We start from the raw sequence: 25,996 nt of genomic DNA, 5'->3' as shown, positions 1-25,996 counted from the left end.
CTGGCAAACGCGAAGGACGCTAGCGGCTTAGCTGGACGTTGGCGCTGAGCCACTGCCCGCTGGCCTGGCGGGCCTGCACCACGTACTGGCCCGTGGGCAGCGCAGTGCGCAGCTGCACGGTGTAGGCGGCCCCGGCCGCAAGGCGCACCGGCTGCTCGAACACCACGCGGCCCAGCTGGTCGGTCACGCGCACGGCCGTCAGGGCGGTTTCGGCCCGCACCGAGAAGGTGCCTGGGCTGGGGTTGGGGAAAGCCTGCAGCTGGCTGCCGGTAGCCTTGCGCGACTTGCGGGTGCTGAGCGGCGCGGCCCGACCATCAAGGCGGCGGTTGCGCACCAGCAGCACTGCGTCGGCACTCACGAAGCGGCCGGCGGGGGTGTTGTCGGCACTCAGGCGCACCACGCGCTGGCGGCCGGCGCGCAGGTAGAAGTCGCCGAGCTTCACGAAGCCGGCATTGCCCACGCGGGTCTGGTCTACCGTCACGGTGGTGGCAGCGCCGGTGGCGTCCGTCACCTGGAAGGGTGCGGCGGCATTGCGGTTGCTGGAAACCACCTGGTAGGCGTACACCTCGTACCAGGCATCAGCGGGCACGGTGAGGAAATAGTCCAGGGCATTGCCGGCGGTGTTGTCGGCGTAGAGGCTGGGGCCGCTGTAGCCGGGGTTGTTGCTGGTCAGCCAGGTGCCCGAGCGCACGGCATTGGCGGCGTCGGTGATGGGCACCAGCGTCCGGAACGTGCGCCAGTCGGCGGGCGCAAACGGCGCGGTGGCCGGCGTGGCGAAGCGCGTGCGGCTCAGGTAGCGGAAGCGCCCGGCCAGATCATCAACAAACCAGATGGCGCTGCCCAAAAAGCCTTTGCTGCGCGCCAGGTCCAGGTAGCTCACCAGCTGCTGATTGGTGAGCACCACCGACGAGCCGGGGCTGACGGCAAACGACGGATACACTTTCGTGGGGTCGTTGACCAGGTTTTTGGCGTAGGTGATGTAGCCGTCGTACACGGCCTGGGTGCTGGCGTAGCTCTGCACCTGCACGTTGTCGACCTTGTTATTGTCGACCCACCACTTCCAGTCCTGCAGGTACTGGTTGTAGGCCGTGTAGGTGCTGGAGCCGTACTGGCTGGGCGCATTCGACACAATCAGGCGCGGATTCACGGCCTTGATGCTGTCGTACACGCGGGCGTGGAAGGCGTTGATCTTGTCGGCGCGCCAGCGCATCCAGGCCGCGTCGTTGCCGGCCGTGGGCGGGGCCGCGCCGTTGTGCTCCTGCCGGTAGAGGCCGACGGTGAACGGGTCGTAGCCGTAGTCGAGGCTGGCGTAGCGGATGCGGTCCAGCTGGATGCCGTCCACGTCGTAGCGGCGGCTGATTTCAGTGGCCAGGCTGATGAGAAAGTTCTGGGCGGCGGGGTTGCTCTGGGCCATCCAGTAGAAATTGCTGGCCGGGTCGAGCTGCTGGCCGCTGAGCTTGGTGGCGGTCCAGTCGGGGTGCACGTCCAGGATGGGGCCGCGCACGGCCCCGGGCGCCAGGTTGCCGGTCCAGCCGGCCACAAAGCCGTACTCAAACCAGGCCTCCACCCGCAGCCCCACGCGGTGGCCTTCGGCAATGGCTTCGGCCAGAATGTCGCGGTCGGCGTAGGTGGGGTCGGTGCGCAGGCCGGTCTGCTGGAAGAAGCTGGTGCTCTGAAACAGCGGATAGCCGCGGCTCCACACGTTCACATACACCGTGTTGAAGTTGGCCGAGGCCAGGCTGTCCATCTGCTGGGCAATGGCGGCGCGGCTGCTGTACTTGGTGCGCGTGAGCCAGGTAGCCCGCAGCTCCTGGGCCATAGTCGCGGCGGGCAGCAGCAAGGCCAGCACGGCGGTGAGGAAACGTTTTTTCATGGGAAGACAGTCGGCAGTAAGCGGCCCCGCTGCCGCTTACTGCCGCGGGGTGTGTGCTTACAGACCTGTTTTCAACCTGAATCCCCTAAGAGTGCGGGAATTATCTGCGGGCCCCGACCACCACCTCGTCCACCATCAGGAACGCCGCGCCGCCGGCACCGGGGTGGCCGGGCGGGCACACGCCCACGCTACGGGCCTGAATGCGCACGTAGCGTACGGCCCGGCCTGGGCCGGCCGCGTGGTAGCTGCGCCGGAGTGGCCCCACCGCGCTAACCGGTTCGGGCGTGGTGGCTTCGGGTCCCGATGTATACGTCTGACCATCCGAAGAAAAGCTTGTCTGCACGGTGCGGGGCAGGAAAATCCAGGAGTTCCAGTCCTGCAGAAACGCTACCCGCACGGTATCCAGCAGCTGACGGCTTCCCAGGTCCAGGGTCAGGTCGAGGTCGGTGCGCTCAAACCCCTGCCAGGCGCCGTCGCGGTAGTCGAGGCTCCCCAGGCGGCCATCGGTGAGGGCACCCGCGCCACCCGCGGAGTAGGTCGGATGGAACGGCGCCGCCAGTGTCAGGGCCGCGCCCAACGCCGCGTGAGGCTGGAGCTGCACGGCTGGCAGCTCGGCCAGCACCTGTCCATCACGCAGCGCCAGTACCCGCAGCCGGGCCGGCGTTTCGACCATCAGCGGCGCCGTGTAAGGGGCTGAAGCCGGTGTGGGTGTGGTGCCATCCATAGTGTAGCGCAGCCCGATGCCGGGGCCGCCGGCCGTGAGCGTGGCCCGCAGGCCGGTGGCGGCAGGCTCGGTGGTAACGGCCAGCGGGCGGGTTTCGAAGCCATACTGTACGCCTAAGGCTGTCAGGCGCGGATAGTACTGCCGGGTGCGGTTCAGAAACTCCGGGTAGGCGCGGGCAGGAGCCGGGCCGCGCCAGAGCACTTCGGCCAGGGCCAGCAGGCGCGGGAATATGGCTTGGTCGAGCTGTGCCGGCAGCAGCCGCTCCGTCCAGACGGCGGCCTCGCCGCCCAGCACCCGGCTGCGCGCCGCCCCCGCCAGCCCGGCCGGCCGCGGATTGAACTGGTAGACTTTCGCCAGTTCCAGCAGGGTGGTGTTCTGGTCGAAATAGGTGAAGCTGCCCGGCGAGGCAACCACCGGATAACCGGCCTGGGCTGCTGCTGCTACGGGCCCGAGCCCGTGCCACGCCTGCACCACGGTGCCGAGGGGCGGGCGCAGGGCCAGCGCCTCATCCCAGACGATGCCGCGCCGCCCGCGCCGGGCCAGCACCGCCGCCACCTGCCGCAGGAAATACCCCTGCAGCTCCCGCTCCGACTGTAGCCGCTCGCGGCGCATCAACGCCTGGCACTTTGGGCAGGCCTGCCAGCGGGCCACAGGCGTTTCGTCGCCGCCGACGTGCACAAGCCGGCCCGGAAACAGGTCCATTACCTCGCCCAGCACATCAGCGGCAAATGCCGCGGTGCGCGGATTGCCCACGCACAGCACGTCCTCGTGCACGCCCCAGTCCGTTGCTACGGCCAGCGGCCGGCCCCGGCACGACAGCTCCGGGTAAGCAGCCAGGGCGGCCCGGACGTGGCCCGGCATATCCACCTCGGGCACCAACTCGATGTGGCGCTGTCGGGCATAGGCTACCAGCTCACGTAACTCGGTTTGGCGGTAGAACCCACCGTAGGGTTGGCCATTGGTCCCGCGCCGCCAGGCCCCCACGCTGGTCAGGCGCGGCCAGGTGCGGCTTTCCAGGCGCCAGCCCTGGTCGTCGGTCAGATGCAGATGCAGGCGGTTGAGCTTGTGCAGGGCCAGCAAATCCAAGTAGCGCCGCAGCTGCGCCGGCGGCACAAAGTGGCGGCTTACATCCAGCAGGAGGCCCCGCCACTCAAACGCCGGCCAGTCGTGGATGCGCACGCCGGGCACCGGCAGCGGCCCGGCAGCCGGCCCTGGATTTTCCAGTGCGGCGGGCAGGAGCTGGCGCAGTGTCTGCGCAGCCCGAAACAGGCCCGTGGCCGTGGAGGCCCGCAGCCAGATGCCGCGCGGCGTCACGCGGAGCTGGTACTGCTCCCGCAGCGAGTCGGGCACAGTGCCGGGCGCAATGATAAGATGCACACCGGTGCTGGTCGTGTCGGCGCTGAAGCGCAGCCTCCCCCCTATTTGCCGGCGTTGCAGCCAGGCGGCCAGCTGCTGGCTGGTTTCAGCAGCGGTAGTGTCGGTGCACGGGGCTGTGAGGAAGAGCCGGGTGCGGGCACTGAGCGTAAACCCGGCGCCGGTGTACTGCACTATTTGCGGCCGGGGCAGCAAAGCGGTAGGTGCCACTGCGGCCTCCGCCTCAGCCAGCTGCGGCCGTCGGCTGCAACCCGACAGTGCGGCCAGAGCCAGCCAGAGCACAGGGAGCAGAAATGAGCGGGCGGGCATCAGCAGCAGAAAAGAGCAAAAAGTGGGTAGCCGCACCGGGTCTCCCGGCAGAGCACCTGGCAGACCCTTGGAGCTGCAGCCTCAGCAACCGCCAGCTGACCAGGACCGGTGGCGTTTTCCGTCATTAGTTATGGCACAAGATGTGGCTGCACCAATCGGGTCCATAGCTCGTAGCCGGCGCGGGTCATGTGCAGACTGTCGGGCTGGTAGAGCGCAGGACGGGGCCGGCCATCGGGGCCAAGCATGGGCCCGCTGACGTCCACGAACTCCACGCGGCGGTGCCAGCGGGCGTAGCGCCGGATGCGGCGGTTGGCCTGCTGCATCAGCGGATACTGGGCCCAGCGGGCCGGGCTGGGCTTGGTGCTCAGGTACGTGAGTTGGGTGGCAGGCAGCTCGCGCCGCAGCCGCCGGGCAAACGTGCGAAACGAGGCGAAGACGTGTGCCGGCGGGTAGCCGGCGGCAATGTCGTTGTCGCCGGCGTAGAGCACTACCTGCCGCGGCTGGTAGGGCGTGACCAGCTGCGCGAAATAGTAATTCACGTCGGTGAGGCGCGCCCCGCCGAAGCCGCGGTTTAGCACGGGCTGCCCCGCGAAATCAGCGGCGAGGGTGCGCCAGCCCCGGACCGACGAGCTGCCGACAAAGACAATGGGCTGTCGGGGCGGCCGGGCGCTACTGTCCTGACGGGCGAAGGCGGCAACTTCCGGGGCCCACAGCTGCGGGTTGGCGGGCTTGGGGACAGCGGGCAGCTGCGCCCACGCAAAGGGGGCGGCTGCCAGCCCCAAAGCCAGCAGCACGCCCCCACTAGCATAGCGCATCATAGTGCAAGACACAAGGAATTGGCAGATAGTAATCAGATGGAAGTAGGGCCGGCGGCCCGCTTAGCGCACCCAGCGCTACTGCTTGTCCCACCAGATGCGGGTGGTCATCAGGTCGGGCCCCTGGCGGCCGAGGGCCTGCTGGTAGCCATCAGGGTTTTGTCGGGCTTCATCTGGTGCATAGCGCATTCGGCGCGGTACCTGACCATTAGTCTCGCTACTCGTATTCGGAATCTGCTGGAGCACCGGGAAGCCCGTGCGGCGGTACTCGGCGTAGGCCTCGAAGCCGTTGTGGCCGAACAGCGACAGCCACTTCTGGGTGCTGATTTGCTGCTGGGCCTGGGCCGGGTTGAAGCGCACCAGCGGACCATTCAGGTAAGCCGTGATGGCCGCCCCGTCGGTTACGCCGGCCAGGGCCATGGCTTCGCGCACGCCGGTTTCGTACCAGCTCTGGGCCGTGCCCGTGTTGTCCCAGCCCCGCAGCGCGGCTTCGGCCCGCAGGAAGCACACCTCCGAGTAAGTCAGCAGGTTCTGATCGTTAGCAGAATTCTTATACCGCGCCCCGCCCTGCGAGAAGTTGGCCGGGGCATACTGGGGCTGGGCCAGCTGGGTAGCCGACAGCCCGTTGGGCAGGCCCACGCGGGCGGGGTTGCTGCTCGACACCGGATCTGCAAAAATGTTCAAACGTGGGTCATTGTAGCGGGTCAGGTAGTCTACCAGCGTGGCACTAACACGTTGATCACTAACGAAGGTTAGCACTACGGATAAAGGGTTCTGATTAATGCGGATGCTACCCCCCGTGTTTTTCATAATAGCCGACTCGGCGTTGCTGTTCATCACGCCGCTGGCCAGCGCGTCGCGCACCTGCTGCTCGGCCAGGGCGGGGTTGGCCTTGCTCATGCGCATGGCCACGCGCAGCCGCAGCGAGTTGGCGAAGCGCCGCCAGCGGTTGTTCACGGCCGGTAGGCTGGTGCTGGCCGCGTGCGAGCCAGCGTTGCCAAACAGCAGGTCGGCCTGGCCGTAGTTGCCCCGCTTGGTGTCGTCGATGGCCGCGCTCGCCTCTTTCAGCTCCTTCACGAAGTCCTCGTAGATGGCTTGCTGCGGGTCGTAGTTGGGCCGCACGTTGCCATCCGAAAGGCCTTTGAAGGCGTCAAAGTACGGCATGTCGCCCCAATAGTCGGTCATGCGCTGAAACAGGAACACGCGCCAGATGCGGGCCTCGCTGAGCTTGTTTACTTCCTCCGGCGAGTTCTCCACGTAGCGGATGGCCTGCTGCAGGTCCATGCCGTACCCCGAATAGAAGGTGTTCCAGAAGCTCTGTACCCAGTCCAGCCGGCCAGTTTCATAACGGTCCGTTGGAAAAGCAGCGTTGGAGTTGGCAAAAAACTGCACCCACATGTTAGCGTGCAGGTGCTCGCCCAGTTGATAGTCGTTGTCGTAGAGGGTGCCGTACTTCAGGGCCCGCGAGAAAAGCAGGTTGGCCGGCACGTCCACGGCCTTGGTGGGGTCGGTGTTGATTTCCTCGAACCGGTCGGTGCAGGCCGGGGCCGCGAGCAGCAGGCCCAGGCTGGCCAGCAGCGGCAGCATCCGGCGGCGGGAATAGCGGAAAGTCTTCATACAAAGTCAGGCGAAGCCGCCGTTAAAATTCCAGGTTGAGGTTGTAGCCCAGGCTGCGGCTGTTGGGGTAGCCGCCCGATTCCAGCCCCTGGGCCCGGCTCAGGTTGTAGCCCGATTCCGGGTCGAAGCCTTCGGTATCGCGCCGCAGAAACGCCAGGTTGCGGCCCACGATGGAGAAGCTGGCCCCACGGATGAACTTGGCCTTGCTCAGCAGCGCCGATGGCAGCCGGTAGCCCAGCGCCACCTCGCGCAGCTTGATGAAGGTGGCATCGTACACGAATGGCTCCGACACCGTGCCCAGCCGCGCCCAATACGATTCCGGGTTCACAAAACCGGCTTTAGGCGTAAACGAGCCGTCGGCGTTCTTCACTACTCCTTCCACGTACACGCCGCCGGTGGGCGTCCAGTTGGCCGGGGTGGCGCCGGCCGCCAGCCGCGCCGTTTCCGACTCGTACCAGCCCTGCCGGCCATCCAGCGTCTGCCTGGCATTGCCGCGCACCGAGGCCACCTGCTGCGACACCGAGTAGATCTGGCCGCCCCAGCGCGCATCCAGCAGCACACTCAGGCTGAGTCCTTTGTAGCTGAACGTGTTGCTCAGCCCCCCAAACCAGTCGGGCTGGAAGTTGCCGAGCTTGTTGTTGTTGCTGGTGCTAGCCAGCGGAAAGCCGTTGGCATCCACGATCAGCTGCCCGTCGGGGGCGCGCTGCAGCACCGTGCCGAAGATGTCGCCGAAGGGTTTGCCCACGGCGGCCACCACCGACACGTTGTTGCTCTCATTGCCGAGGAAGTACGACACCCCGCCCTCGTTGAGGGCTACTACCTTGGATTGGTTCTTGGCCCAGTTAGCGGTCAAATCCCAGCGGAAGCCGTTTTCCAGCTTCACCGGCGTCACAAGGCCCACAATTTCCAGGCCCTGGTTCTGAATGTTGCCGGCGTTGATGAGCTGGCTGCGGAAGCCCGAGGCCGCCGTTACGCCGATGCTGGTTACCTGGTTGAAGGTGTTGGTGCGGTACACGGTCAGGTCGAGGCCGGCGCGGTCCTTGAAAAAGCGCATCTCCGAGCCAAACTCAATGGAGCGCGTGGTCTGGGGCTTGAGGTTAACGGCGGGCAACTGGTCCTGCAGGTTGGCAAAGGCCTGGCCCAGGTGCGAGGAGCCCACGCCCGGCCCGTTGGCAATGCCCGAGCCCAGGTCGTAGAGCGTGGTCAGCTCGTAGGGGCTGGCTCCCTTGCCCACACGGGCCCAGGAGGCACGCAGCTTGCCCAGGCTCAACACTTTAGAGTCCAGCTTCAGCAGATCGGTGTAGGCCACAGCCAGCGAGGTGCTGGGGTAGAAGTACGACCAGTTGCCGCGCGGCAGCGTGGAGTCCCAGTCGTTGCGGCCGGTGGCTTCCAGAAACACCGCGTTGCGGAAGTTCAGCTGGGCCCGCCCAAACAACGACTGCACTTCGGAGCGCGAGAAGTTGTAGATGGGCACGCGGGCCGCCCCGTTGTCGATGGTGAACAGGTTGGGCACGTTCAGGCCCTGCGTGGACGCGCCGGCCTGCTCGTTGCGGCGCTGCAGCAGGTTGCCAAAGGCCTGGGCCGTCAGCTCGAAGTCCTCGCTCAGGTTGCGCGTGCCGCTCAGGATGAAGTCCATGTTGGTTTCCTTCACCCGGAACGTGCTTTCCGACAGGCCGCCCCGGTCGGGCACGGCCGTGGTGTTCCAGCTGGTCCAGCTGGCGTAGCGGTAGCCGGAGCGCGAGGTGTAGAAGTCGGTGCCGCCGCGCACCTGCAGCCACAGCCAGGGCAGGATGTCGTAGCGGATGGCCACCGAGCCGTTCACCCGGTCCTGGCTCACCTCGTTGGTGTTTAGGTAAGCGGCCCAGAACGGGTTCTGGCGCTGGGTGCCGGAGGCCAGTACGCCGGCCGCCAGCTGGGTGTTCAGGTTCCAGAGCCGGGGCTGCAGCGTCACCGGGTCGCGGTAGTCGCGCAGGTCGTCGATGTACACGCTGCGGGGCATGTACAGGAACTGCGTCATCACGTTGTCGGGGCTGGCGCCTAGCGTGGGGCGGTTAAAGGTGCGCTGAAACGTATAGTTGAGCTTGGTATCCACCGAGAGCTTGTCGCCCAGCGAAGTGGTGCCGCGCAGCGTCACGTTGTCGCGCACCAGCCGGCTGTTGGGGTAGGTGCCTTTGTTGCGCAGGTCGCTCAGCGACACACGCAGCGTTGACTTTTCAGTGCCGCCGGTCAGGGCTACTGTATTGGAGGTGGTATAGCCGGTTTCAAAGAAATCCTCGATGTTGTTGGGCTGCGGGCTGTAAGGCTTGATTTCGCCGGTCCAATGGCGAACCTGCTGCCCGTCCATGCGCGCGCCCCAGCTGCCGATGTTCTCGCCCGCCTGCTGCAGCTGCGGGAAGCCGTCGGCCGTCAGGATGGGCTGGCCGGCGGTGTTGCTCAGAAAGCGGCCCTGCGTGCCCTGCCCGTACTCGTTCTGGTAGTCGGTGAGCACCTGCACCCGGTCGAAGGTGGTGTTGGAGTTCAGCGACACACCCAGGCCCTGGTTTTTGCGGCCCTTCTTGGTAGTCACAATCAGCACGCCGTTGGCGGCGCGGTTGCCGTACAGGGCCGCCGCGTTGCCGCCCTTCAGCACCGAGATGCTCTCAATGTCTTCGGGGTTGATGGTGGAGAGGCCGTCGCCGGAGTCGAAGCCGCCCAGGCGGCTGGCCTGCTGCAGGTTGGTGTTGTCGATGGGTACGCCGTCTACCACCACCAGCGGGCGGCTGTCGCGGGTGAGCGAGGTGTAGCCGCGGATGATGATGTTGGTGGAGCCGGCCGGGCCCGAGCCGTTGCGGTTGATTTGCACGCCGGCCAGCTTGCCGCTCAGCGAGTTGATGATGTTGGGTTCGCGCGCCACCACAATTTCGGCGGCTTTCACGTCCTGCACCGAGTAGCCCAGCGACTTGCGCTGCCGCTCCAGGCCGAAGCCCGTCACGACCACCTCCGACAGGGTTTTGGTGTCTGCGGCCAGGGCCACGGCCAGCGTTGTCTGGCTGCCAATCTCCACTTCCTGGGCGGCAAACCCGATATAGCTGAACACGAGCGTGGTAGCACCCTCCGGAACTTCCAGCGTGAAAAAGCCTTCGGCGTTGGTGGCCGTGCCGACTGTCGTGCCTTTCGCTACCACGTTCACGCCGGGCAGCGGGCCACTGCCGTCGCGGGCCGTTACGGTGCCGCTCACGGTGCGGGCCGCCGTCAGCCGGCTCACTACCGGCGCGGGCGGGCCCGACAGCGCCACCAGGCTGCCGTTGGCCGGCGTCAGGGGCGCCGCTCCCGACGAGTCGGTGCGGCGGGGCGTGAGGATGATTTGCTGGCCCACAATGCGGTATTCCATGCCCAGCGGGCGCAGCACTTGGTCGAGGGCCGTTTCCAGGGGCACATTGGCCAGGCTGACAGTCTGACGGCGGCGCTTGTCGAGGCGGTTGTCGCTGTAGATAAAGACGTAGCTGCTCTGGCGCTCGATTTCGCGCAGCAGATACGTGACCTCCTTATCCTTAGCCTTGAGCGTGATGGTGGCGGCCGTGGCACCGCTGGGCGCGGCCTGCAGCTGCGCGCCGTTGCCGGCCGACAGGTTAGCCAGCAGCAAAGAGCTGGCCACCAGCAGCGCCTTGCCGGCGGTGCGGGGGGCGGGGTGCCGGCGAAAAACAGAATCCGGGAGTAGCCTTGGGGTCATGTGGGGGGATTGGCGGGAAGGTGGGAAGCAAAACAGAGGACACACCAGGCGCGCACGCAGGCCATAGCATGTTATCAGATGGTCAGGCGCTCAGGGGCTTCACTGTCGCAGCCAAGGCCCTTAATGAGCAAGGAATTGTTATGCAGTTCAAAATCGAAGGCGCGGGTCATTTCAATCAGGCGCAGCACTTCGCGCAGCGACTGATCCTTGAAGCGGCCAGTGAGACGGCAGTTGCGCAGCCGCTCATCCTCGAAGCGCACAGTCACGTTGTATTGCCGCTCCAGCGTTTTGGCTACTTCCGCCAGCGGCGTGGCCTGGAAAATCAGGGAGCGTTGGTTCCAGGCGGCATAGTCGAGTCCGTTGACCTGCTCTACCCGCAATTCGTGGCTGGCTTTGGAGTACACCACCTTCTGGTCGGGTACCACGTAGATGGTGTCGCGCTTGGCCGCAGCAGGCAGAGCCGCGCGAATAAAGGCCACACGGCCCGTTACGACGGCCGTTTCTACGGCGTCGTCGTCCTGATAGGCCTTCACGTTGAAGGACGTGCCCAGCACGCGCACCTCGTGGCGGCCCACGTGAATGACGAAGGGCATCTGCTCGTTGCGCTTCACGTCGAAGAAGGCTTCCCCTTCCAGGTACACCTCGCGCCGCGCGCCGCTGAACGTGGCCGGAAACCACAAGTGGCTGTCGGCGTTCAGCCACACGGCCGTGCCATCGGCCAGCAGCACCTTGGACTTGGTGCCGCGCGGGTTGGTGCGCTCCTCGTAGCTGAGCGGGGCCGCACCGGTGTGCGCCGCTGCGTACTGGCGGTAGGCCACGGTGCCGCCCGTTGCCAGCACAGCCACCGAGGCCGCTGCCAGCCACAGGCGCCGCCACCGCGACGCACGCGGCATGGCTACTACCCTGCCACCAGTTTCGTCGGCTTCGGTAGCCTGCGGTGTGGGCTCACCAGCCGGGGCGGGTTGCTCTGCCTCGTCGATGCGGGCGAGCAGGCGGTCGAAGGCCCGGGCCGTGTCGGCGGGGTTGGCAACGGGCTTTGGCCCCTGCCAGAACAGCCTAATTTCATCGTAAACGAGGCGCTCCTCTTCTGTAGCCTGGGCCAGCCAGGCGTGCAATACTTCGCGCTCCACCTCAGAGAGTTCTCCGGCGAGTTCTTTCCCGATAAGATCGTATAGTTCGGAAATCTCCATCCCGTATTTACAGCTCAAATGACGTGTTTGATTTTCTAGACATGAGTGCGGCCCACATCCCCTAATTTCCCGGTAAAATTAGGCTGATACCGGACACCCGTACAGCAAAAAGGCGCGACCGGGGCCGCGCCTTGATAGAGGCTGACAAGTAATTTGCGGCACCTGCTTTAGCTAGCCACTCCGGCCAGCAGCAGCGGAATCAGGGCCTGAGCGATACGCAGCACGCGCGGCGGAGCCTGCCGGGCCGTGAGGTGGGCCTGCAAGTCCACGCTGATTTTCTTGATGGCAATGCCGATCTGAACCTCAATGGTTTTAGTGGAAATCCCTAATATTTCGGCTACCTCCTTGTACTTGAGGCCATCTTCGCGGATCAGCTTGAAGATGATCTTACACTGCGGCGGCAGCTTGTCTACGGCCCGGTGAATCTCGGCCTGCAGCTCCGATACCAGCAGCGTGCGCTCCGGGGTGAGGGTTTCCACGCTCAGGTAAGCCGGCAGATCTTCCAGCGGAATAGCAGGCTGATTTTCTGCTTTCTGCAGGTAGTTCAGTGACTGATTTTTGATGGAAATGTAGAGGTAGCTATCCATGTGCTTCACCTCCGGCAGCGTGGCGCGCTTCTGCCACAGCTTGAAAAACACATCTGACACTACCTCCTCTGCCAGTTCCCGCGACTTCACGTAGAAGTGGGCAAATTTCAGCAGCCGCGGGTAATACAGGGTGAAGAACTGCTCGAACGCCCGCCGGTCGTCGGCGGTGGCAATCCGGTGAAGAAGCAGAGCGGTGGACGGGTGGGAGGAATCCATCAGAATCGTTTTGTTAAAAATGCCGGTTCCCCCGCGCCAAACCAAATTTCTTTACAAAAACTCTGTTTTTTTTCTCAAATCTGGCCGTCAGGGGCTGTTTTTGCGCGACACCGACGAGAAAGCAACGCTTTTGCGCTTGTCGGCTGAAAATCACAGTTGACACACCTGCACCACTACAATCAGCAAAAAACGCCGCTGCCGGCAACCTGCACCGGCGGCAGCCGAGTGAGCTTCCGGCCATACTGACTGCGCTAAAAGCCAAGGCAGGAAAACAGAAAGGACGCCGCATGTATGCGGCGTCCTTTTGCTAGAATTTCCAGCGCACGAAAGCCTCAATAGCTTCGTACTCGGGCAGGCCGAGCTGGTCATAGAGCTGGGCGGTGGTGCGGTTGCGCTCCTCGGCCCGCTGCCAGAACTCGCGCTGGTCGGCCCCCGGAAACAGCGGCCGGTCTTTCTGGCTTTGGTGCTTGAAGATGGCGCGGCGCTTGCGCGTAAGCTCCTCCGGGCTCAGGGGCACAGCCATTTCAATTTCGGCCACGTCCCACTCCTGCCAGGCCCCGCGGTAGAGCCACACCCAGCAGTCCTGCAGCCAGGGTGTACCCGCCGCTTTCAACCGGCGCACGGCCTCGAAGATGGCCGCCAAACACACGCGGTGCGTGCCGTGCGGGTCGCTCAGGTCGCCGGCGGCGTAAATCTGGTGGGGCTGCAGGCGGTTGAGCAGGTCGATGGTGAGCTGGATGTCGGCTTCGCCGAGCGGCTTTTTGCGTACCCGGCCGGTTTCGTAGAACGGCAGGTCCTGGAAGTGGGCGCGGGTGTCGGGGTCGAGGCCGGCGTAGCGCAGGGCGCTGCGGGCCTCGCCGCGCCGGATGAGGCCCTTAATCTGCTGCACCTCGTCGGAATCGACCTGGCCGGGTTGCTTGCTTTTGAGCGTGTCGGCCACGCGGCGGTAGATATTATCGCCGGGCTGCTCGCCGGCCATGTTGAAGGCTTCATCATACTCGGCCACAAAATCCGCAAAGCGGATGGCCTCGTCATCAAACACGGCAATGTTGCCGGACGTCTGGTAGGCCACGTGCACCTCGTGGCCCTGGTCCACCAGCCGCAGCAGCGTGCCGCCCATGCTGATAACGTCGTCGTCGGGGTGGGGCGAGAAGATGAGAGCCCGCTTGGTAAAGGGCATGGCCCGCTCGGGGCGGTGCGTATCGTCGGCGTTGGGCTTGCCGCCGGGCCAGCCCGTGATGGTGTACTGCAGCTGGTTGAACACCTTGATGTTAATGTCGTAGGCCGCGCCCGACTCGGCCAGCAGGTCGGACAGGCCGTGCTCGTTGTATTCCTCGGCCGTGAGCTTGAGGATGGGCTTTTGCAAGGTGCGCGCCAGCCAGGTTACGGCTTTGCGCACCTGCGCATCGTCGTGCCAGTGCTGGTCCAGGCCTACCAGCCAAGGCGTTTTCACGCGGGTCAGCTCGGCGGCGGCGGCCTCGTCCAGGATGACGTGCACGCTGGCGTGCTTCTGCAGGTAGGTGGCCGGCACCGAGTCGGTCATGTCGCCTTCCACCATGCGCTTCACCACGGCGGCCTTGCCTTCGCCCCAGGCCAGCAGCATAATTCGCCGGGCCTCGAGAATGGTGCCCACGCCCATGGTGATGGCGCGGCGCGGCACGTTTTCCTCGCCGTAGAAGTCGGAGGCGGCGTCGGTGCGCGTGATGTGGTCGAGGGTGATGAGGCGGGTGCGGGAGGCGGCGCCGGAGCCGGGCTCATTGAAGCCGATGTGGCCGGTGCGCCCGATGCCCAGCAGCTGCAGGTCGATTCCGCCGGCTTCGCGAATCTGCTCTTCATAGCGGCGGCAGAACTCGGCTACCTGGTCGGCGGGCACGGTGCCGTCGGGGATGTGCACGTTTTCGGGCCGGATGTCGATGTGGTCGAACAGGTACTCGCGCATGAAGCGCACGTAGCTCTGCAGCGAGTCGGGCGCCATCGGGAAGTACTCGTCGAGGTTGAACGTCACGACATTCTGAAAGCTCAGCCCCTCCTCCTGATGCAGCCGCACCAGTTCCTCATACAGGCGCGTGGGTGTGGAGCCGGTGGCCAGGCCCAGCACGGCCGGACGGCCTTCCCGGGCGCGCTGCCGGATGAGGGCAGCAATTTCCCCGGCCGCAGCAATAGAGGCCTGCTCCGAATCGGAGTAGATGGTGGTAGGGATTCGCTCGGCGTGGAGCACGTCAGCAGCAGTCATGGTTAGGGGAAAGGCAGGTGAAACGTGTCTTATCAGGAAAATCGGGCAGTGCAATTCCAGCGCGCCGGCCAGTGGGCCAAGCAAAAGCAAGTGGGCCCAAGCCGGACCGTCAAAAAAGCTGGGTTTCGCTGCTAAAGACGCCTGCGGGTTGACTACCCCTTAATAATCCATCGAAAATTTCCTGAAAAAAAGCGGCAGCCCGCTACCAGCCGCCAATCATCCGGCGGGGCCTGCTCCCGCTTAAGTCCAACTAGCTGCATGAAGCACTATTCCCGTACTCTCCCCTGGCCCGCGCTGCGCGGCGGCCTCATCGTGTCCTGCCAGGCCGAAGGTGACTCGCCCTTTAATAGCCCCGAGGGCGTTGCCCTGTTTGCCCGCGCCGCCGTGCTGGGCGGGGCCGTAGGCATCCGCTCCGAGGGCCTCGATAAAACCCGCCGCATCCTGACAGAAGTTACTGTGCCGGTCATCGGGCTGCTGAAGTCATCCTTCGCCGATGGCACCGTGTGCATCACGGGCACGCTGGCAGGCGTGCGGGCCCTGGCCGAAATGAGCTGCGCTATAGTGGCCATCGACGGCACCCTGCGCACGCGGGAAAACCTGAACGGCCCCGACTTCATCCGCCAGGTGAAAACCGAGGTGGGCTGCCTGGTAATGGCCGACATTGCCACCGTGGCTGAAGGTGAAGCCTGCGTGGCGGCCGGCGCCGACTGCCTTTCCACCACCCTCAGCGGCTACACGCCCGAAACCGCGCACCTGAACGCCGCCGGCCCCGACCTGGCCCTAGTGCGCGAGCTGGCCGCGCGGGTGCGCGTCCCGGTTTTTGCGGAGGGCCGCCTGAATACACCCGCCGACGCGGCGGCGGCGCGGCAGGCCGGGGCCTGGGCCGTGGTGGCGGGCTCGGCCATCACCCGGCCCACGCTCATCACTGAATGGTACGTGCAGGCGCTGCAGGCCGGGCCGGCAGCTTAAGGGAACGGGCCCCAATCCGGGTCTATCCGGCTACCACACTTCTTCTCCTGTCTCCCTCTCTCTTCCTGCTTCGGATGCAGACTCTCCAATTGCTGGCCCTGGTGGGCGTATTTGCCCTAATGGCGCTGCTCATGTTTCTGCGCAAGCTGCCGGCGCTGCTGGCCTTGCCACTCATGGCCGTGCTGGTGGCGCTGCTGGGCGGCATCCGGGTGCCCGACGTGCTGGAGCACGTCATCGGAGCCGGGGCCGTGAAGCTGCACGGAGCCTACACAGTGGCCATCTTCGGCAGTATGCTCAGCGTGATGCTACAGAAGACACGTGTGGTGGAGAGCTTCGTGAAGAAGGGTGCCGAGCTGTCGGGCGACAACCCCTGGATTATTGCCGTGAGTATGCTGGCCATTATTGCGCTGCTGTTTACTACCGTTACGGGGCTGGGAGCCATCATCATGGTGGCTACCATCGTGCTGCCCATCCTCTCTTCGGTGGGGATTGGGGGGCTGACGACGGTGGGCATCTTTCTGTTCGGGCTCAGCATCGGCGGCACGCTCAACGCCACCAACTGGGCCGTGTACGTGAGCGTGATGGGCCTTCAGCTGGAGCAGGTGCGGCCGTTTGCGCTGCTCATGTTTGGGGTGAGTACCACGGCGGCGCTCATCTACATCACCGCGCAGCTTTACCGCGACGGGCAGGAGCTGAACCTGCGCCGCATCATCACGGGCAGTCTGCTGACGCTGGCTGTGGTGGCGGGGCTTATCGGCGGCTACCACTACGGCCTGACGCCGGCCGCGCAGCAGCAGCTGGGCACGGTGGCCGGGCGGGCCGGCACGGGCCTGAAATGGGCCACGGCGGCCGGCCTGGCGGCGCTGGCGCTGCTGGTAGCAGTGCGGGCCGTGCTTAGCGACAAAACAAAAGCTTCCGGCGAAGTGCACTGGTCGGCCTACTTCTCGCCCCTGATTCCGCTGCTGCTGATTCTGCTGTTTGACGTGAATTTTATTGCCGCTTTCATTCTGGGGCTGTTATACGCCTTTGCCAGCACTTATCGGCGCGGCAGCCTCAACCTGCTGGTGCAGGCTGCGCTGGAAGGCGGGGCGGTGGTAATGCCGGCCGTAGTGCTCATGTTCGGCATCGGCATGCTGCTGGTGGCCATTATGGGGCCGGGCGTGCCGCTGGCAGCTTACCCCGACGGCTGGCCGGTGCTGGGGCTGCTGCGGCCGCTGCTGGCGGTGGTGCAGCCCCAGCACGCCTGGTCGTACGTGCTGATTTTCACGCTGGCGGCCCCGCTGGCGCTCTACCGCGGCCCTCTCAACGTGTGGGGCATGGGCTACGGGTTGGCGGCCGTGTTCCTGGCATCGGGCTTCAACCCGCTGGCCATTATGGGCCTGCTCATGGCCGTGGGGCCCATCCAAAGCATCAGCGACCCCACCAACACCCAGAACGTGTGGCTGGCCAACGAAATGCGCGTCGACGTGCAGAAAGTGCTCTGGAATACGCTGCCCTATACCTGGGTGCTGGCTTTTGCCGGCCTGGCGCTGGCGGCGCTGCTGTTCATGTAAAAAAACCGTAGAATGATGCCGACAAGTGAGTTGAAGCACGCCGTGGCGCTGCGGGGTCGCGGCCCGGTCCTGGCGCCGGCTCCGCAGGTGCGCTGGCAGCTGACCCCCGAGGGCTGGTTTGAGGCCACCTTCGACGTGCCCCTGCCGCCCGGCGCGGCCTGGAACGTGAACCCTGCCTACTCGCGCACCCGCTACCGCGACAACTGGGGCCTCTGGGAGCACGACGTGGTGGAGCTGTTTCTGCAGGCCCGCCCGTACCCAGACGTAACCTCCGGGCCGTACCTGGAGCTGCAACTGTCGCCGCTGGGCCAGCCGTTCGCGCTGGTGGTAGAGGAGCCTGCCCGGCGCTATGCCGCCCCCGAAATGCTGGCTTTCCTGCACGAAAATGTGCCGGGCGAAGCCAGCTGGCGGGTGCGGGTGGCCGTGCAGGTACCCGGCTACGCGCCCGGGGCGCCCCTGTTTGGCAACCTCACGGCCTGTCTGGGGCCGGCGGAGGCGCGCACGTATTGGGGCCTGCAGCTGAACGCCGGCCCGGAGCCGGACTTTCATCGCCCCACCGATTTCAGGCAGCTAATCTGATGTTGGCTGAATGATGGCTCCTCTCCCCTGCTACCTGCTGCTCGGCGACTCCCTCACGGCCGGCTTCGACGTGACCCGGCTGCTGCCGGAGCTGGCCATCCGCAACGAGGGCGTGTCGGGCGACAGCACCGTGGAGTTGCTGGAACGCCTGCGCCCTGACTGGCTACTGACGCCCGGGCTGCGGGCCGTATTCGTCTGCATCGGCACCAACGACCTGGCCCGCGACCGAACCGACCACTTCATTCTGCAGCAAATCACCCGCTTGGTGGCTGCTTTGCGCCCGGCCGCGGGCCCGGCCCGGCCCATTTACCTCACCTCGCTGTTTCCCACCCGCGACAACGAACCCCGCCCCAACCCACGCATCGTTGGCTTCAATCGACAGCTGGCGCTGCTGGCCACGCAGCTTGGCACCCGCTTCCTGAACCTGCACCCACACTTTGCCGATGCCGCCGGCCAGCTGTACGCCTGCTACACGGAAGACGGGCTGCACCTCACCGAGGCCGCCTACGCGCAATGGGCCCGGCTGCTGCAAGCCACCATCGACGCCGACTTCCGCACCTAGCCGACCGCTTCAGCGGGCGCTGCCCCCCGGTGGCGGCCCCGCCAAGCTAGCGGCAAAAAAAAGCCCTCCGCAGTGCGGAGGGCTTTTTCAATTCCCACATTTTTTGGTTACCCACCTTTATAAAGTCACGTCAATCAGCAGGTCCACGGCGGCATGCGCCGCTACGTCGATAAAGTTTCCGGCCACTACCACGCCATTCACGCGCATCTCGCGCACGCCTTGGTTGCGGCCGTGGGGGTTGGCAACCGTCAGTTTGAGGCGCTTGCCGCGGAACACCCGCTCGGCCGTGAACGAGGGCCAGGCCGCCGGAATGCGCGGGTCGATGGTGATGCCGTCCAGCGAGGTGCGGAAGCCCAGGATGTAGTCGAGGCCGATACGCAGCATCCAGACGGCCGTGCCCGTGAGCCAGGAGTGGCTGGCCTGGCCTTCGGTTTCGTGGTCGGGGCTGGTCACGTACTCGGCAAACACGTAGGGCTCCACCTCGTAGCGGTCGATGCGGGCCGACGAGTTGGGCGGCAGCATGCGGCGGTACACGTCGAAGCCGGTTTCGATGTCGCCGTTGAGCAGCGCAGCCAGCGCGAACCACGACGAAGCATGGTTGAAAATGGCCCCGTTTTCCTTTTTGCCGGGCACGCAGCGGCTGATGAGGCCCATTGTCTCGTCTACTTCCGTGAAGCTGGGCCAGCAAATCTGGATGCCGTTGTCGCGGCCCAGCAGCTTGTAGGTGGAGGCCAGGGCCTGGTTGCCGCGCTCGGTGGGCGCCAGGCCCGAAATCACCGACCAGGTCTGGGAGTTGATAAATATCTTGCCCTCTCTGTGCGCGTTTGAGCCCACCGGGTCGCCACTATCCTTGAAGGCGCGGATATACCACTCGCCGTCCCAGGCCACGGCGTTGGTGACTTCGCCCAGCTTGTCGTAGGCGGCCTGCCAGCGCTGGCGGGTGGCTGTATCGCCGCGCTTTTCCAGCAGCGGGAAGCACTTGCGCAGCGCGTAGCCCAGAAAAAAGGCGCCCCACACGGTTTCGCCCTTGCCTAAGGGGCCAATCTGGTCGAGCGTGTCGTTCCAGTCGCCGTTCATCATCTTGGGCAGGCCCCGCTCCGTCGTCGCCGACAGGCAGAAGTCGAGCGAACGGACGATGTGCTCGTAAACCGTGGCCGGCTCGCCGCCGTCGTAAAACGGCACCAGCTCATCCAGCAGGCTGAAGTCGGCGGTTTCGTTGAGGTATTCCACCACCCCGAAGCTCAGCCAGAGCGGGGTGTCGGAGTGGTTGGTTTTTTCGCCGTTGTTGGTGAATTTAAAAAAGTTGTGCAGCGTCGAGCCGTCCTGCAGCTGGAAGCGCAGGGCGTTGAGCAGGCGGGCCCGCACCCGCTCGGGGTGGGTGATGACCATGCCCAGAATGTCCTGAAACTGGTCGCGGATGCCATTGCCGAACAGCAGCCCGCCGTGGTAGTAGCCCGAGTTGCGGGCCATGTCGAACGTGACGGCCGCCTGGTAGGGGTTCCACACGTTGAGCATGGTATTCAGGGCCGCATCCGGCGTCTGGGCCCGGATGTGGCCCAGGTAGTCATCCCAGTAGGCACGCACGGCGGCCAGCTTCTTATCCAGTACGGCCGTATCGCGCAGCTCCTCCCAGCGGAAGGCGGCATGCTGGCGCACGTCTTCGTCCTTCTTCACCACGGCCATCACGGCGGCAAAGTCCACCGCCTGCCCGGCGGCCAGCGTGAGCTTGCTTTGCAAAGCCGCCACCGGGTCGCCGGCCGTAATTTCGGAGTTGTGCATGCGGCCGGTTTCCACGCACTCGGGGTTGGCCTCCGAGCGCCAGCGGCCGATAAACTTATCCAGGCTGCCGTCGAAGCCCGTCACGGGCAGACTCAGCGTGAAGTACAGATTGTAGTCCCAGCCGATGTTAGGCTGGGCCACCGACACTTTCTTATTCAGCACCCAGTAGCGGCGCGTGCACTCCAGCGCCTGCAGGTCCTGCTGAAAATGAATGTCGGTGAAGTGCTTGTCGTTGGGCTGGTTGATGATGTCGTTCAGGGCATTGCCCATCATCAGCTCGGTGAAGGCGTACACCTCCAGCGCCCGGTCGCGCCCGCTCAGGTCAGTAAGCTTCACGCGCCACACTTCGGCATTCACGTCGGTGGGCACGAAGTAGGTCAGCTCGCCGCGCACGCCGTTTATTTCGGTGACGATGGTGGTATAGCCCTGGCCGTGGCGGCACTCGTACTTGTCGTAGTGCAGCTCGATGGTCGGGGCCCAGCTCAACGACCAGTACTGGCCGGTTTCGGCATCCTTCACCAGAATATAGCGGCCCGGCCGGTCCCAGGGCAGGCAGTTGTAGCGCATGCGCGTGAGGCGGTTGTCGCGCGGCGACTCCAAAAAGCTGAAGCCCCCACCGGTGTGCGAGATGAGGCCGGCGTACTGCTCGTTCCACATGTAGTTGAACCAGGGGCGGGGCGTGCGCGGGTCGGTGATGATGTACTCGCGGGCGTCGGGCGAGAAGTGGCCGTAGGCCGAGCCAGGCGGCGTAGCGGCCGGCGCAATGGTTGGAGCAGCGCTGGGCGCAGTCAGGTCATTCATGACAGGGAGGTAAGCGTAAGGGGAGCAAAAACAGAGGTGTCAGGCCGATTGGAGCAGCTCTTGCCCGGCAGCCAGCAGCGCCGCCACCTCGGCCGCCGACTGCCCTTCGGCGTAGAGGCGCATGAGCGGCTCGGTTTCGGAGGCGCGCAGCAGCAGCCAGCGGGTGTCGCCCGCCAACCGGAATTTCAGGCCATTCACCACCCCGCGCGAGCTGTAGAAGGCGGCGGTGTGCGCCACCGCAAAGCCGGCCACTGTGGCCGGCCCGGCCGCGTGCAGGTCGGGCAGCCGGGTGAGGCGGTCGGCGTGGGGATAGTGCAGGTCGATGCGGTCGTAATGAATCGGGCCGAACTGCGCCCGCTTGGCCTGCACCAGCGCGCTCAGCGTGCGGTAGCCCGAGGCGGCCAGCATTTCCAGCACCAGCAGGGCCGAGAGCAGGCCGTCGCGCTCCGGCAAGTGGCCTTTCAGGCCGTAGCCGCCGCTTTCCTCGGCCCCGAAAGCCACATCGTGCGCGAGCATAGCCTCGCAGATGTACTTGAAGCCTACCTGCACGTCGTGCACCCGGCGCGTGGGCGTGGCCAGGGCCAGCAGCTTGTCCGTTACCGAGGAAGTCTTCACCAGGTCGCCGCCGAGACCCTTGCCGTTCACCACGAAATCGGCCAGCAGCAGGATGGTTTCCTGGGCACTGAGCCACTCGCCGGTTTCGAGCAGCACGCCCAGGCGGTCGGCGTCGCCGTCGGTGGCCACGCCCAGGGCGTAGCGGCCGGGCGCGGCGATTAGGGCGTCGCGCAGGGGCGTCAGGTTCTTCTCAATGGGCTCGGCCGCGCGGCCGCCGAAGTCGGTGCGGGCCTCGCCGGCCAGCGTGTCGGCGGGGCAGCCGTGGGCGCGCAGCAGCTGCTCCAGCAGGCGCTGCCCGGCCCCGTGCATGGAGTCGATGAGCACCGGCAGTTGGGCGGCCCGGATGCGCGCCATATCGACCAGCGTGCTGAGGTGGGCGAGGTAGGGCGCGTTAAAGTCCTCTACCTGAATGTTGACGCTGCTTTGCCTGCGGGGCGAATGGTCGAGCAGCAGTTCCACGCGGTGCGTGTCTTCGGTGAGGAAGGGGCCGCCGTAGCTGGCCTTGAACTTGAGGCCGTTGTAATCGGCCGGGTTGTGCGAGGCCGTCACCATCACGCCCACCTGCAGGCCCTGGGTGCGCACGGCGTAGGCCAGCGCGGGCGTGGGCACGATGCTATCGACCAGGTGCACGGCAATGCCGTTGCCGGACAGGATTTCGGCCAGCAGGCGGGCAAATTCCGCCGAGCGGTGGCGGCCGTCGTAGCCCACGGCAGCCGTACGCGGGCCGGGTGTGGTGCGCAGGTGGTCGGCCAGGGCGGTGGCCACGCGGGCCACGTTGGCGGCCGTCATGTCCACGTCCAGCAGGCCGCGCCAGCCGTCGGTGCCGAAAGCAATGGGCACAAAGGGGGTAGTAGCGGAGGTTTCAGCACTCATTTTTTCTCGGCAGCAATCACCACTACCTCATCCGTAGGCAGCAGCTTGTGTAACTCAATGTCCACCAGGGCCATAATCTGCGACTCCTGAATCAGGCCGGTCAGGTCCACCACGCGGGCGTCGGTGAGCAGAAAGATGTCGGGCACCAGGGCTCCGGCGTCGCCGAAGCTGGTGAGTTGCTCCACCAAAGAGCGGATGGTATTTTTCACGCCACTGCTCGCGTTGGTCGCCACCAGGCAGTCGGAGAGCTGCAGCCGGATGGTGCCTTCCTGGTCGATGACGCGCAAAGGCTGGCGCTGCTGGCGCACCAGGCCCAGCCAGGCGCGGTGCTCGTGCCGGTGCGCCACGGCCCACAGCGCCCGGGTGCGCCCGGCTACCGTCAGGGCTGCCGCCTCGCAGCGCAGCGACTGGGCGCAGCGGGCGAGCAGGGTTGCTTCGGGCAGTGTTTCGGTGGTGGCTTCACGGGCCCGCAGCTCGCTGGCGCCCATGGCCGTGGCAATTACCTTCTTGTTTTTGCTGTCAATCTCGATGGTTACTTCCACCGTGTCGGGCTCGGCGCCCATGCTTACTACTGAGGCCACGGCCTGCTGGCGCAGCGCAATCAGGTCGGCTTCGGTAGGGTTGAGGATGTTGCGTTCCACCGAGTCCCGAATCATAGCCAGGGCCGCGCCGATGGCTGAAATCACCTCGCCATTATGGGTGATGGTGTGCTCCACGCCCAGCGCCTGGGCTGCAAACGGCACGATGGCCGAAGCCCCTCCCCCACCGCCCACAAACTGAATCAGGGTTGGGTCGAGCTTGTACTCGCGGCTGAGCTGGCGGATGACAGGCCGGATTTTGTCGCTGGCCAGGGTCAGCAATTCGGTGGCCAGCTCGCGGGGCGGGCGCTGCAGTACGGCGCCCAGCGCCGCGAAGCCGCTTTCCACGGCCTGCTGGTTGGCCTGCCCGTGTCCGACGTCCTGCACCAGACCCAGCAGGTTGGAAGCACAGGTTGGCGTGAGCGTATAGTCGGCGCGGGCATCCTTGGGACGCTGCAGGGCCAGGTAGTCGGCGGGGTCGCCGGGCAGGGGCTGCACGGCGGTAGTCTGCAGGCCGCTGAAGTCGGCCTCGTTGGCAAAAGCCACATAATGCAGATGGGCAATGTGGGCGCTGCGTGGGCCCACATCCACAAACTTGCTGCCCTGCAGGCGCGGCACCGAGCCGCCGGCCACGCCCAGCGTGCGCACGTCCAGCGTATTCAGGTAGAGGCGGTGGCCGCCAATCTGGGCGGTTTTAATCTGCGCCTTGCCGTTTTTGATAACTGAGATGTCGGTACTCGTGCCGCCTACTTCCAGGAAGATGCCGTCGGAGATGCGCGCATACATCAGGGCCGCTGCCACACCCGCCGCCGGCCCCGAGAGCATGGTCAGGATGGGCCGTCGGCGCATCTCGCTAATGTCCATGATGCCGCCATCGGAGCGCATAATCATCAGCGGCACTGTTATGCCAGCCTGGCGGATGCTGGCCTCGGTCATATTAGCCGTTTCCAGCATTTTGGGCATCATACTGGCGTTGATGACGGCCGTGCGGGTGCGCACCCGCAGGCCGTAAAGCTGCGAAATGCTGCTGGCGGCCGTGCCCAGCAGCCCCATTGCAGCTGCCACGCGTACCACCGTATTCTCGTTCACCGGGTCATCCACGCCGAAGGCTTCGGAGGCGACAATTACCTGTGCCCCCTCAGCCACCAGTGCCTCAATGGCCGCGCGGGCCTGGGCTTCGGTCACCGGCTGGCGGGTGTTGAGAAAGCGGAAACGGGTGGGCAGCAGCTTACCTGGTGCCAGCTGCACCTCGCGCAGATTAGTTTCGCTGCGGGCGCGGCGCCCTTCCAGCCCGTTGCCCATCCCGATGATGCCCACCGTGGCCACGTCGCCTTCCAGCAGCGCATTGGTGGCCTGGGTGGTGGAATGCGCGATGAGGATGACTTCAGACGGAGCAATTTGCGCCGTCTGAAGCAGCGCTTGCATCGACTCTACCACGCCGCGGGCCACGCCTTCAGCAGCGCTGTGCGTGGTAGGCACACAGGCTTTGCCCACCACCAGCAGGCCGTTTACGTCCAGCGCCACGGCATGCGTGAACGTGCCGCCTACATCAATCCCGATTTTGATTTTGCGCATAGAGCCTTACCCGAGGCCGCGGGCTATGACGAGCTGGTACCGGACCTCTGCTGCCTTAGACCTGTTTTTGCCTTAGTGCCCCTAAACGGCGAGCAGAACAGGCCAGAAAAAGAGAGGACTGAAAGCTGACGCGCAGGAGCTGCGCCGGGAGCAACAAGAGTTTGACTCGACCAGCGTCTCGTATCTGGTGCGCAGGCCAGTAAGTAGCCATCCAGTTTGCTCGTACGGGTAGTGGGGCTGCCCATCGCAACGCCACTCTACAACGTGGACGTGAGCACTAAAACTATTCTGGTACACGAACTGCAGCAACTGGCCACGCGTGTGCAGCTGACGACCACGCTGGCCGCCAGCACGCCGGGCGAGGAGCTGGTGATTTTCAACCAGATTCCGGACGATAACGGCGGGCAGCCGCTGCCAGGCAACCCGCTGTTTGGCGAGGCGGTGGCCACGCCTCCGATTGTTATCGTGGTGCCTAGGTGTATAGTCCCAGGATGTGATGGTGTATTTTCCGGTCTGGAATTTCGCACAACGTTATGGGACAGATACTCCACGGCAGCGCCCGCACAACTCAGGCAGTACGGACTGCTATCCAGCGTAGTCAGGAAAGCCTACAACCGTTAGCCAAACGCCACGGCATCAACCCGAAGACCGTCGCCAACTGGCGGAAACGCCCGACGGTACAAGATGCCCGAATGGGGCCCGTGGCGGCCTCGACGGTGCTCACGGCCGAAGAAGAAGCCGTGGCCGTGGCCTTCCGCCGGCACACGCTCTTGCCCTTGGACGACTGTTTGTATGCCCTGCAAGCCACCATTCCGCAGCTCTCGCGCTCGGCCCTGCACCGCTGCTTTCAGCGCCACGGCATCAGCCGCCTGCCGCTCACCGAGGACGGGGCAAGCGCGCCCAAAAAGCGGTTTCGGGAGTACCCCATCGGCTACCTGCACGTGGATTTTGCCGAAATGCAGACCGAAGAAGGCCGCCAGTAGTTGTTTGTGGCCATTGACCGTACCAGCAAAGTCGCCTTTGCCGAGTTGCAGCCCCAGGCCACCAAGCTCGCCGCGGCGGAGTTTCTGCGCCGGGTCTTGGCCAAGCTGCCGTACCGGGTGCACACGGTGCTGACCGACAACGGCATCCAATTTGGCAACATGCGCCACCAGCCCTGGGCGTTGCCCCACCTGTTTGACCGCGTCTGCACCGAGCACGGCATCGAGCACCGCTTCACTAAGCCCGGTCATCCCTGGACCAATGGCCAGGTCGAACGCATGAACCGCACGATTAAAGAAGCGACGGTCCAACGCTACCATTACCAGACAACCCACGAATTGAACGAGCACCTGCAGACCTTTCTGCTGGCCTATAACCACGCCAAACGACTCAAGACCTTGCGCGGCCTGACACCGCATGAATTCGTCTGCGCCCAGTGGCAGAAAAATCCCGTTAACTTTAACCAGGACCCGACCCACCTCAC

The 25,996-nt window shown here is 65.2% G+C and carries 16 protein-coding genes and 1 pseudogene; 6 read left to right on the top strand and 11 right to left on the bottom strand.

What is annotated here, in order from left to right; all coding sequences use genetic code 11:
* Positions 1-19: 19 nt before the first annotated feature.
* The 8 genes from BUE15_RS18135 to nagB all read right to left on the bottom strand — a co-directional run bounded on the left by BUE15_RS18135 (position 20) and on the right by nagB (position 14,647).
* Positions 20-1,873, bottom strand: a complete 1,854-nt coding sequence (locus tag BUE15_RS18135; protein WP_073288223.1) for a family 10 glycosylhydrolase — start codon at positions 1,871-1,873, stop codon at positions 20-22.
* Positions 1,874-1,973: 100 nt separating this feature from the next.
* On the bottom strand, positions 1,974-4,280 hold the full coding sequence (locus BUE15_RS18130; protein ID WP_073288221.1) for a glycoside hydrolase family 20 protein: 2,307 nt from the start codon (positions 4,278-4,280) through the stop codon (positions 1,974-1,976).
* Between the two features lie 128 nt (positions 4,281-4,408).
* Positions 4,409-5,098: an SGNH/GDSL hydrolase family protein gene (locus BUE15_RS18125; RefSeq protein WP_073288220.1), complete on the bottom strand. Its 690-nt coding sequence runs from the start codon at positions 5,096-5,098 to the stop codon at positions 4,409-4,411.
* 75 nt (positions 5,099-5,173) lie between these two features.
* Positions 5,174-6,712, bottom strand: coding sequence for a SusD/RagB family nutrient-binding outer membrane lipoprotein (locus tag BUE15_RS18120; RefSeq protein WP_073288217.1), 1,539 nt, complete (start codon positions 6,710-6,712; stop codon positions 5,174-5,176).
* 22 nt (positions 6,713-6,734) lie between these two features.
* Complete coding sequence (locus BUE15_RS18115; RefSeq protein WP_073288215.1) at positions 6,735-10,421, bottom strand: SusC/RagA family TonB-linked outer membrane protein; 3,687 nt, start codon at positions 10,419-10,421, stop codon at positions 6,735-6,737.
* A gap of 74 nt (positions 10,422-10,495) precedes the next feature.
* Positions 10,496-11,611 carry a FecR family protein gene (locus BUE15_RS18110; protein WP_073288213.1) on the bottom strand — a complete coding sequence of 372 codons (1,116 nt, stop codon included), beginning with the start codon at positions 11,609-11,611 and terminating at the stop codon, positions 10,496-10,498.
* 167 nt (positions 11,612-11,778) lie between these two features.
* The gene (locus BUE15_RS18105; RefSeq protein WP_139252410.1) at positions 11,779-12,414 is read right to left on the bottom strand and encodes an RNA polymerase sigma-70 factor; all 636 of its coding nucleotides are present in this window, start codon (positions 12,412-12,414) and stop codon (positions 11,779-11,781) included.
* Between the two features lie 307 nt (positions 12,415-12,721).
* Entirely contained in the window at positions 12,722-14,647 is a 1,926-nt protein-coding gene (nagB, locus tag BUE15_RS18100; RefSeq protein WP_073288209.1) for a glucosamine-6-phosphate deaminase, read from the bottom strand.
* A 258-nt stretch (positions 14,648-14,905) separates the two neighbouring features.
* Here nagB and BUE15_RS18095 point away from each other — a divergent pair, with 258 nt between their 5' ends.
* The 4 genes from BUE15_RS18095 to BUE15_RS18080 all read left to right on the top strand — a co-directional run bounded on the left by BUE15_RS18095 (position 14,906) and on the right by BUE15_RS18080 (position 18,310).
* Positions 14,906-15,616, top strand: coding sequence for an N-acetylmannosamine-6-phosphate 2-epimerase (locus BUE15_RS18095; protein ID WP_073288207.1), 711 nt, complete (start codon positions 14,906-14,908; stop codon positions 15,614-15,616).
* Positions 15,617-15,690: 74 nt separating this feature from the next.
* On the top strand, positions 15,691-17,169 hold the full coding sequence (locus tag BUE15_RS18090; RefSeq protein WP_073288205.1) for a citrate transporter: 1,479 nt from the start codon (positions 15,691-15,693) through the stop codon (positions 17,167-17,169).
* Between the two features lie 12 nt (positions 17,170-17,181).
* A complete protein-coding gene (locus BUE15_RS18085; protein WP_073288204.1) occupies positions 17,182-17,748 on the top strand; it encodes a DOMON domain-containing protein in 567 nt (188 codons plus the stop codon).
* A 10-nt stretch (positions 17,749-17,758) separates the two neighbouring features.
* On the top strand, positions 17,759-18,310 hold the full coding sequence (locus tag BUE15_RS18080; protein ID WP_073288202.1) for a GDSL-type esterase/lipase family protein: 552 nt from the start codon (positions 17,759-17,761) through the stop codon (positions 18,308-18,310).
* A 117-nt stretch (positions 18,311-18,427) separates the two neighbouring features.
* On the opposite strand, the gene BUE15_RS18075 is transcribed toward BUE15_RS18080, so the two are convergent.
* The 3 genes from BUE15_RS18075 to BUE15_RS18065 are packed head-to-tail and all read right to left on the bottom strand — an operon-like array spanning position 18,428 to position 24,531.
* A complete protein-coding gene (locus BUE15_RS18075) occupies positions 18,428-20,890 on the bottom strand; it encodes a glycoside hydrolase family 94 protein (RefSeq protein ID WP_084549162.1) in 2,463 nt (820 codons plus the stop codon).
* A 39-nt stretch (positions 20,891-20,929) separates the two neighbouring features.
* Entirely contained in the window at positions 20,930-22,378 is a 1,449-nt protein-coding gene (locus BUE15_RS18070) for a phosphohexomutase domain-containing protein (RefSeq protein WP_211617687.1), read from the bottom strand.
* Entirely contained in the window at positions 22,375-24,531 is a 2,157-nt protein-coding gene (locus BUE15_RS18065; RefSeq protein ID WP_073288200.1) for a hydantoinase/oxoprolinase family protein, read from the bottom strand. Before BUE15_RS18065 ends, BUE15_RS18070 begins: the two co-directional genes overlap by 4 nt.
* A gap of 216 nt (positions 24,532-24,747) precedes the next feature.
* Here BUE15_RS18065 and BUE15_RS22080 point away from each other — a divergent pair, with 216 nt between their 5' ends.
* Both BUE15_RS22080 and BUE15_RS21385 read left to right on the top strand, forming a co-directional pair.
* Positions 24,748-25,152: a hypothetical protein gene (locus BUE15_RS22080; protein ID WP_170865310.1), complete on the top strand. Its 405-nt coding sequence runs from the start codon at positions 24,748-24,750 to the stop codon at positions 25,150-25,152.
* Positions 25,065-25,996: pseudogene (locus BUE15_RS21385) on the top strand (IS481 family transposase); the annotation flags it as partial. The gene BUE15_RS22080 and the pseudogene BUE15_RS21385, both read left to right, overlap by 88 nt.

It is taken from the genome of Hymenobacter psychrotolerans DSM 18569 (genome assembly GCF_900142395.1).
GTDB classification, from domain to species: domain Bacteria; phylum Bacteroidota; class Bacteroidia; order Cytophagales; family Hymenobacteraceae; genus Hymenobacter; species Hymenobacter psychrotolerans.
The sequence above is the reverse complement of the archived record's forward strand: the minus strand, read 5'-3'. Positions and strand labels throughout refer to the sequence as shown.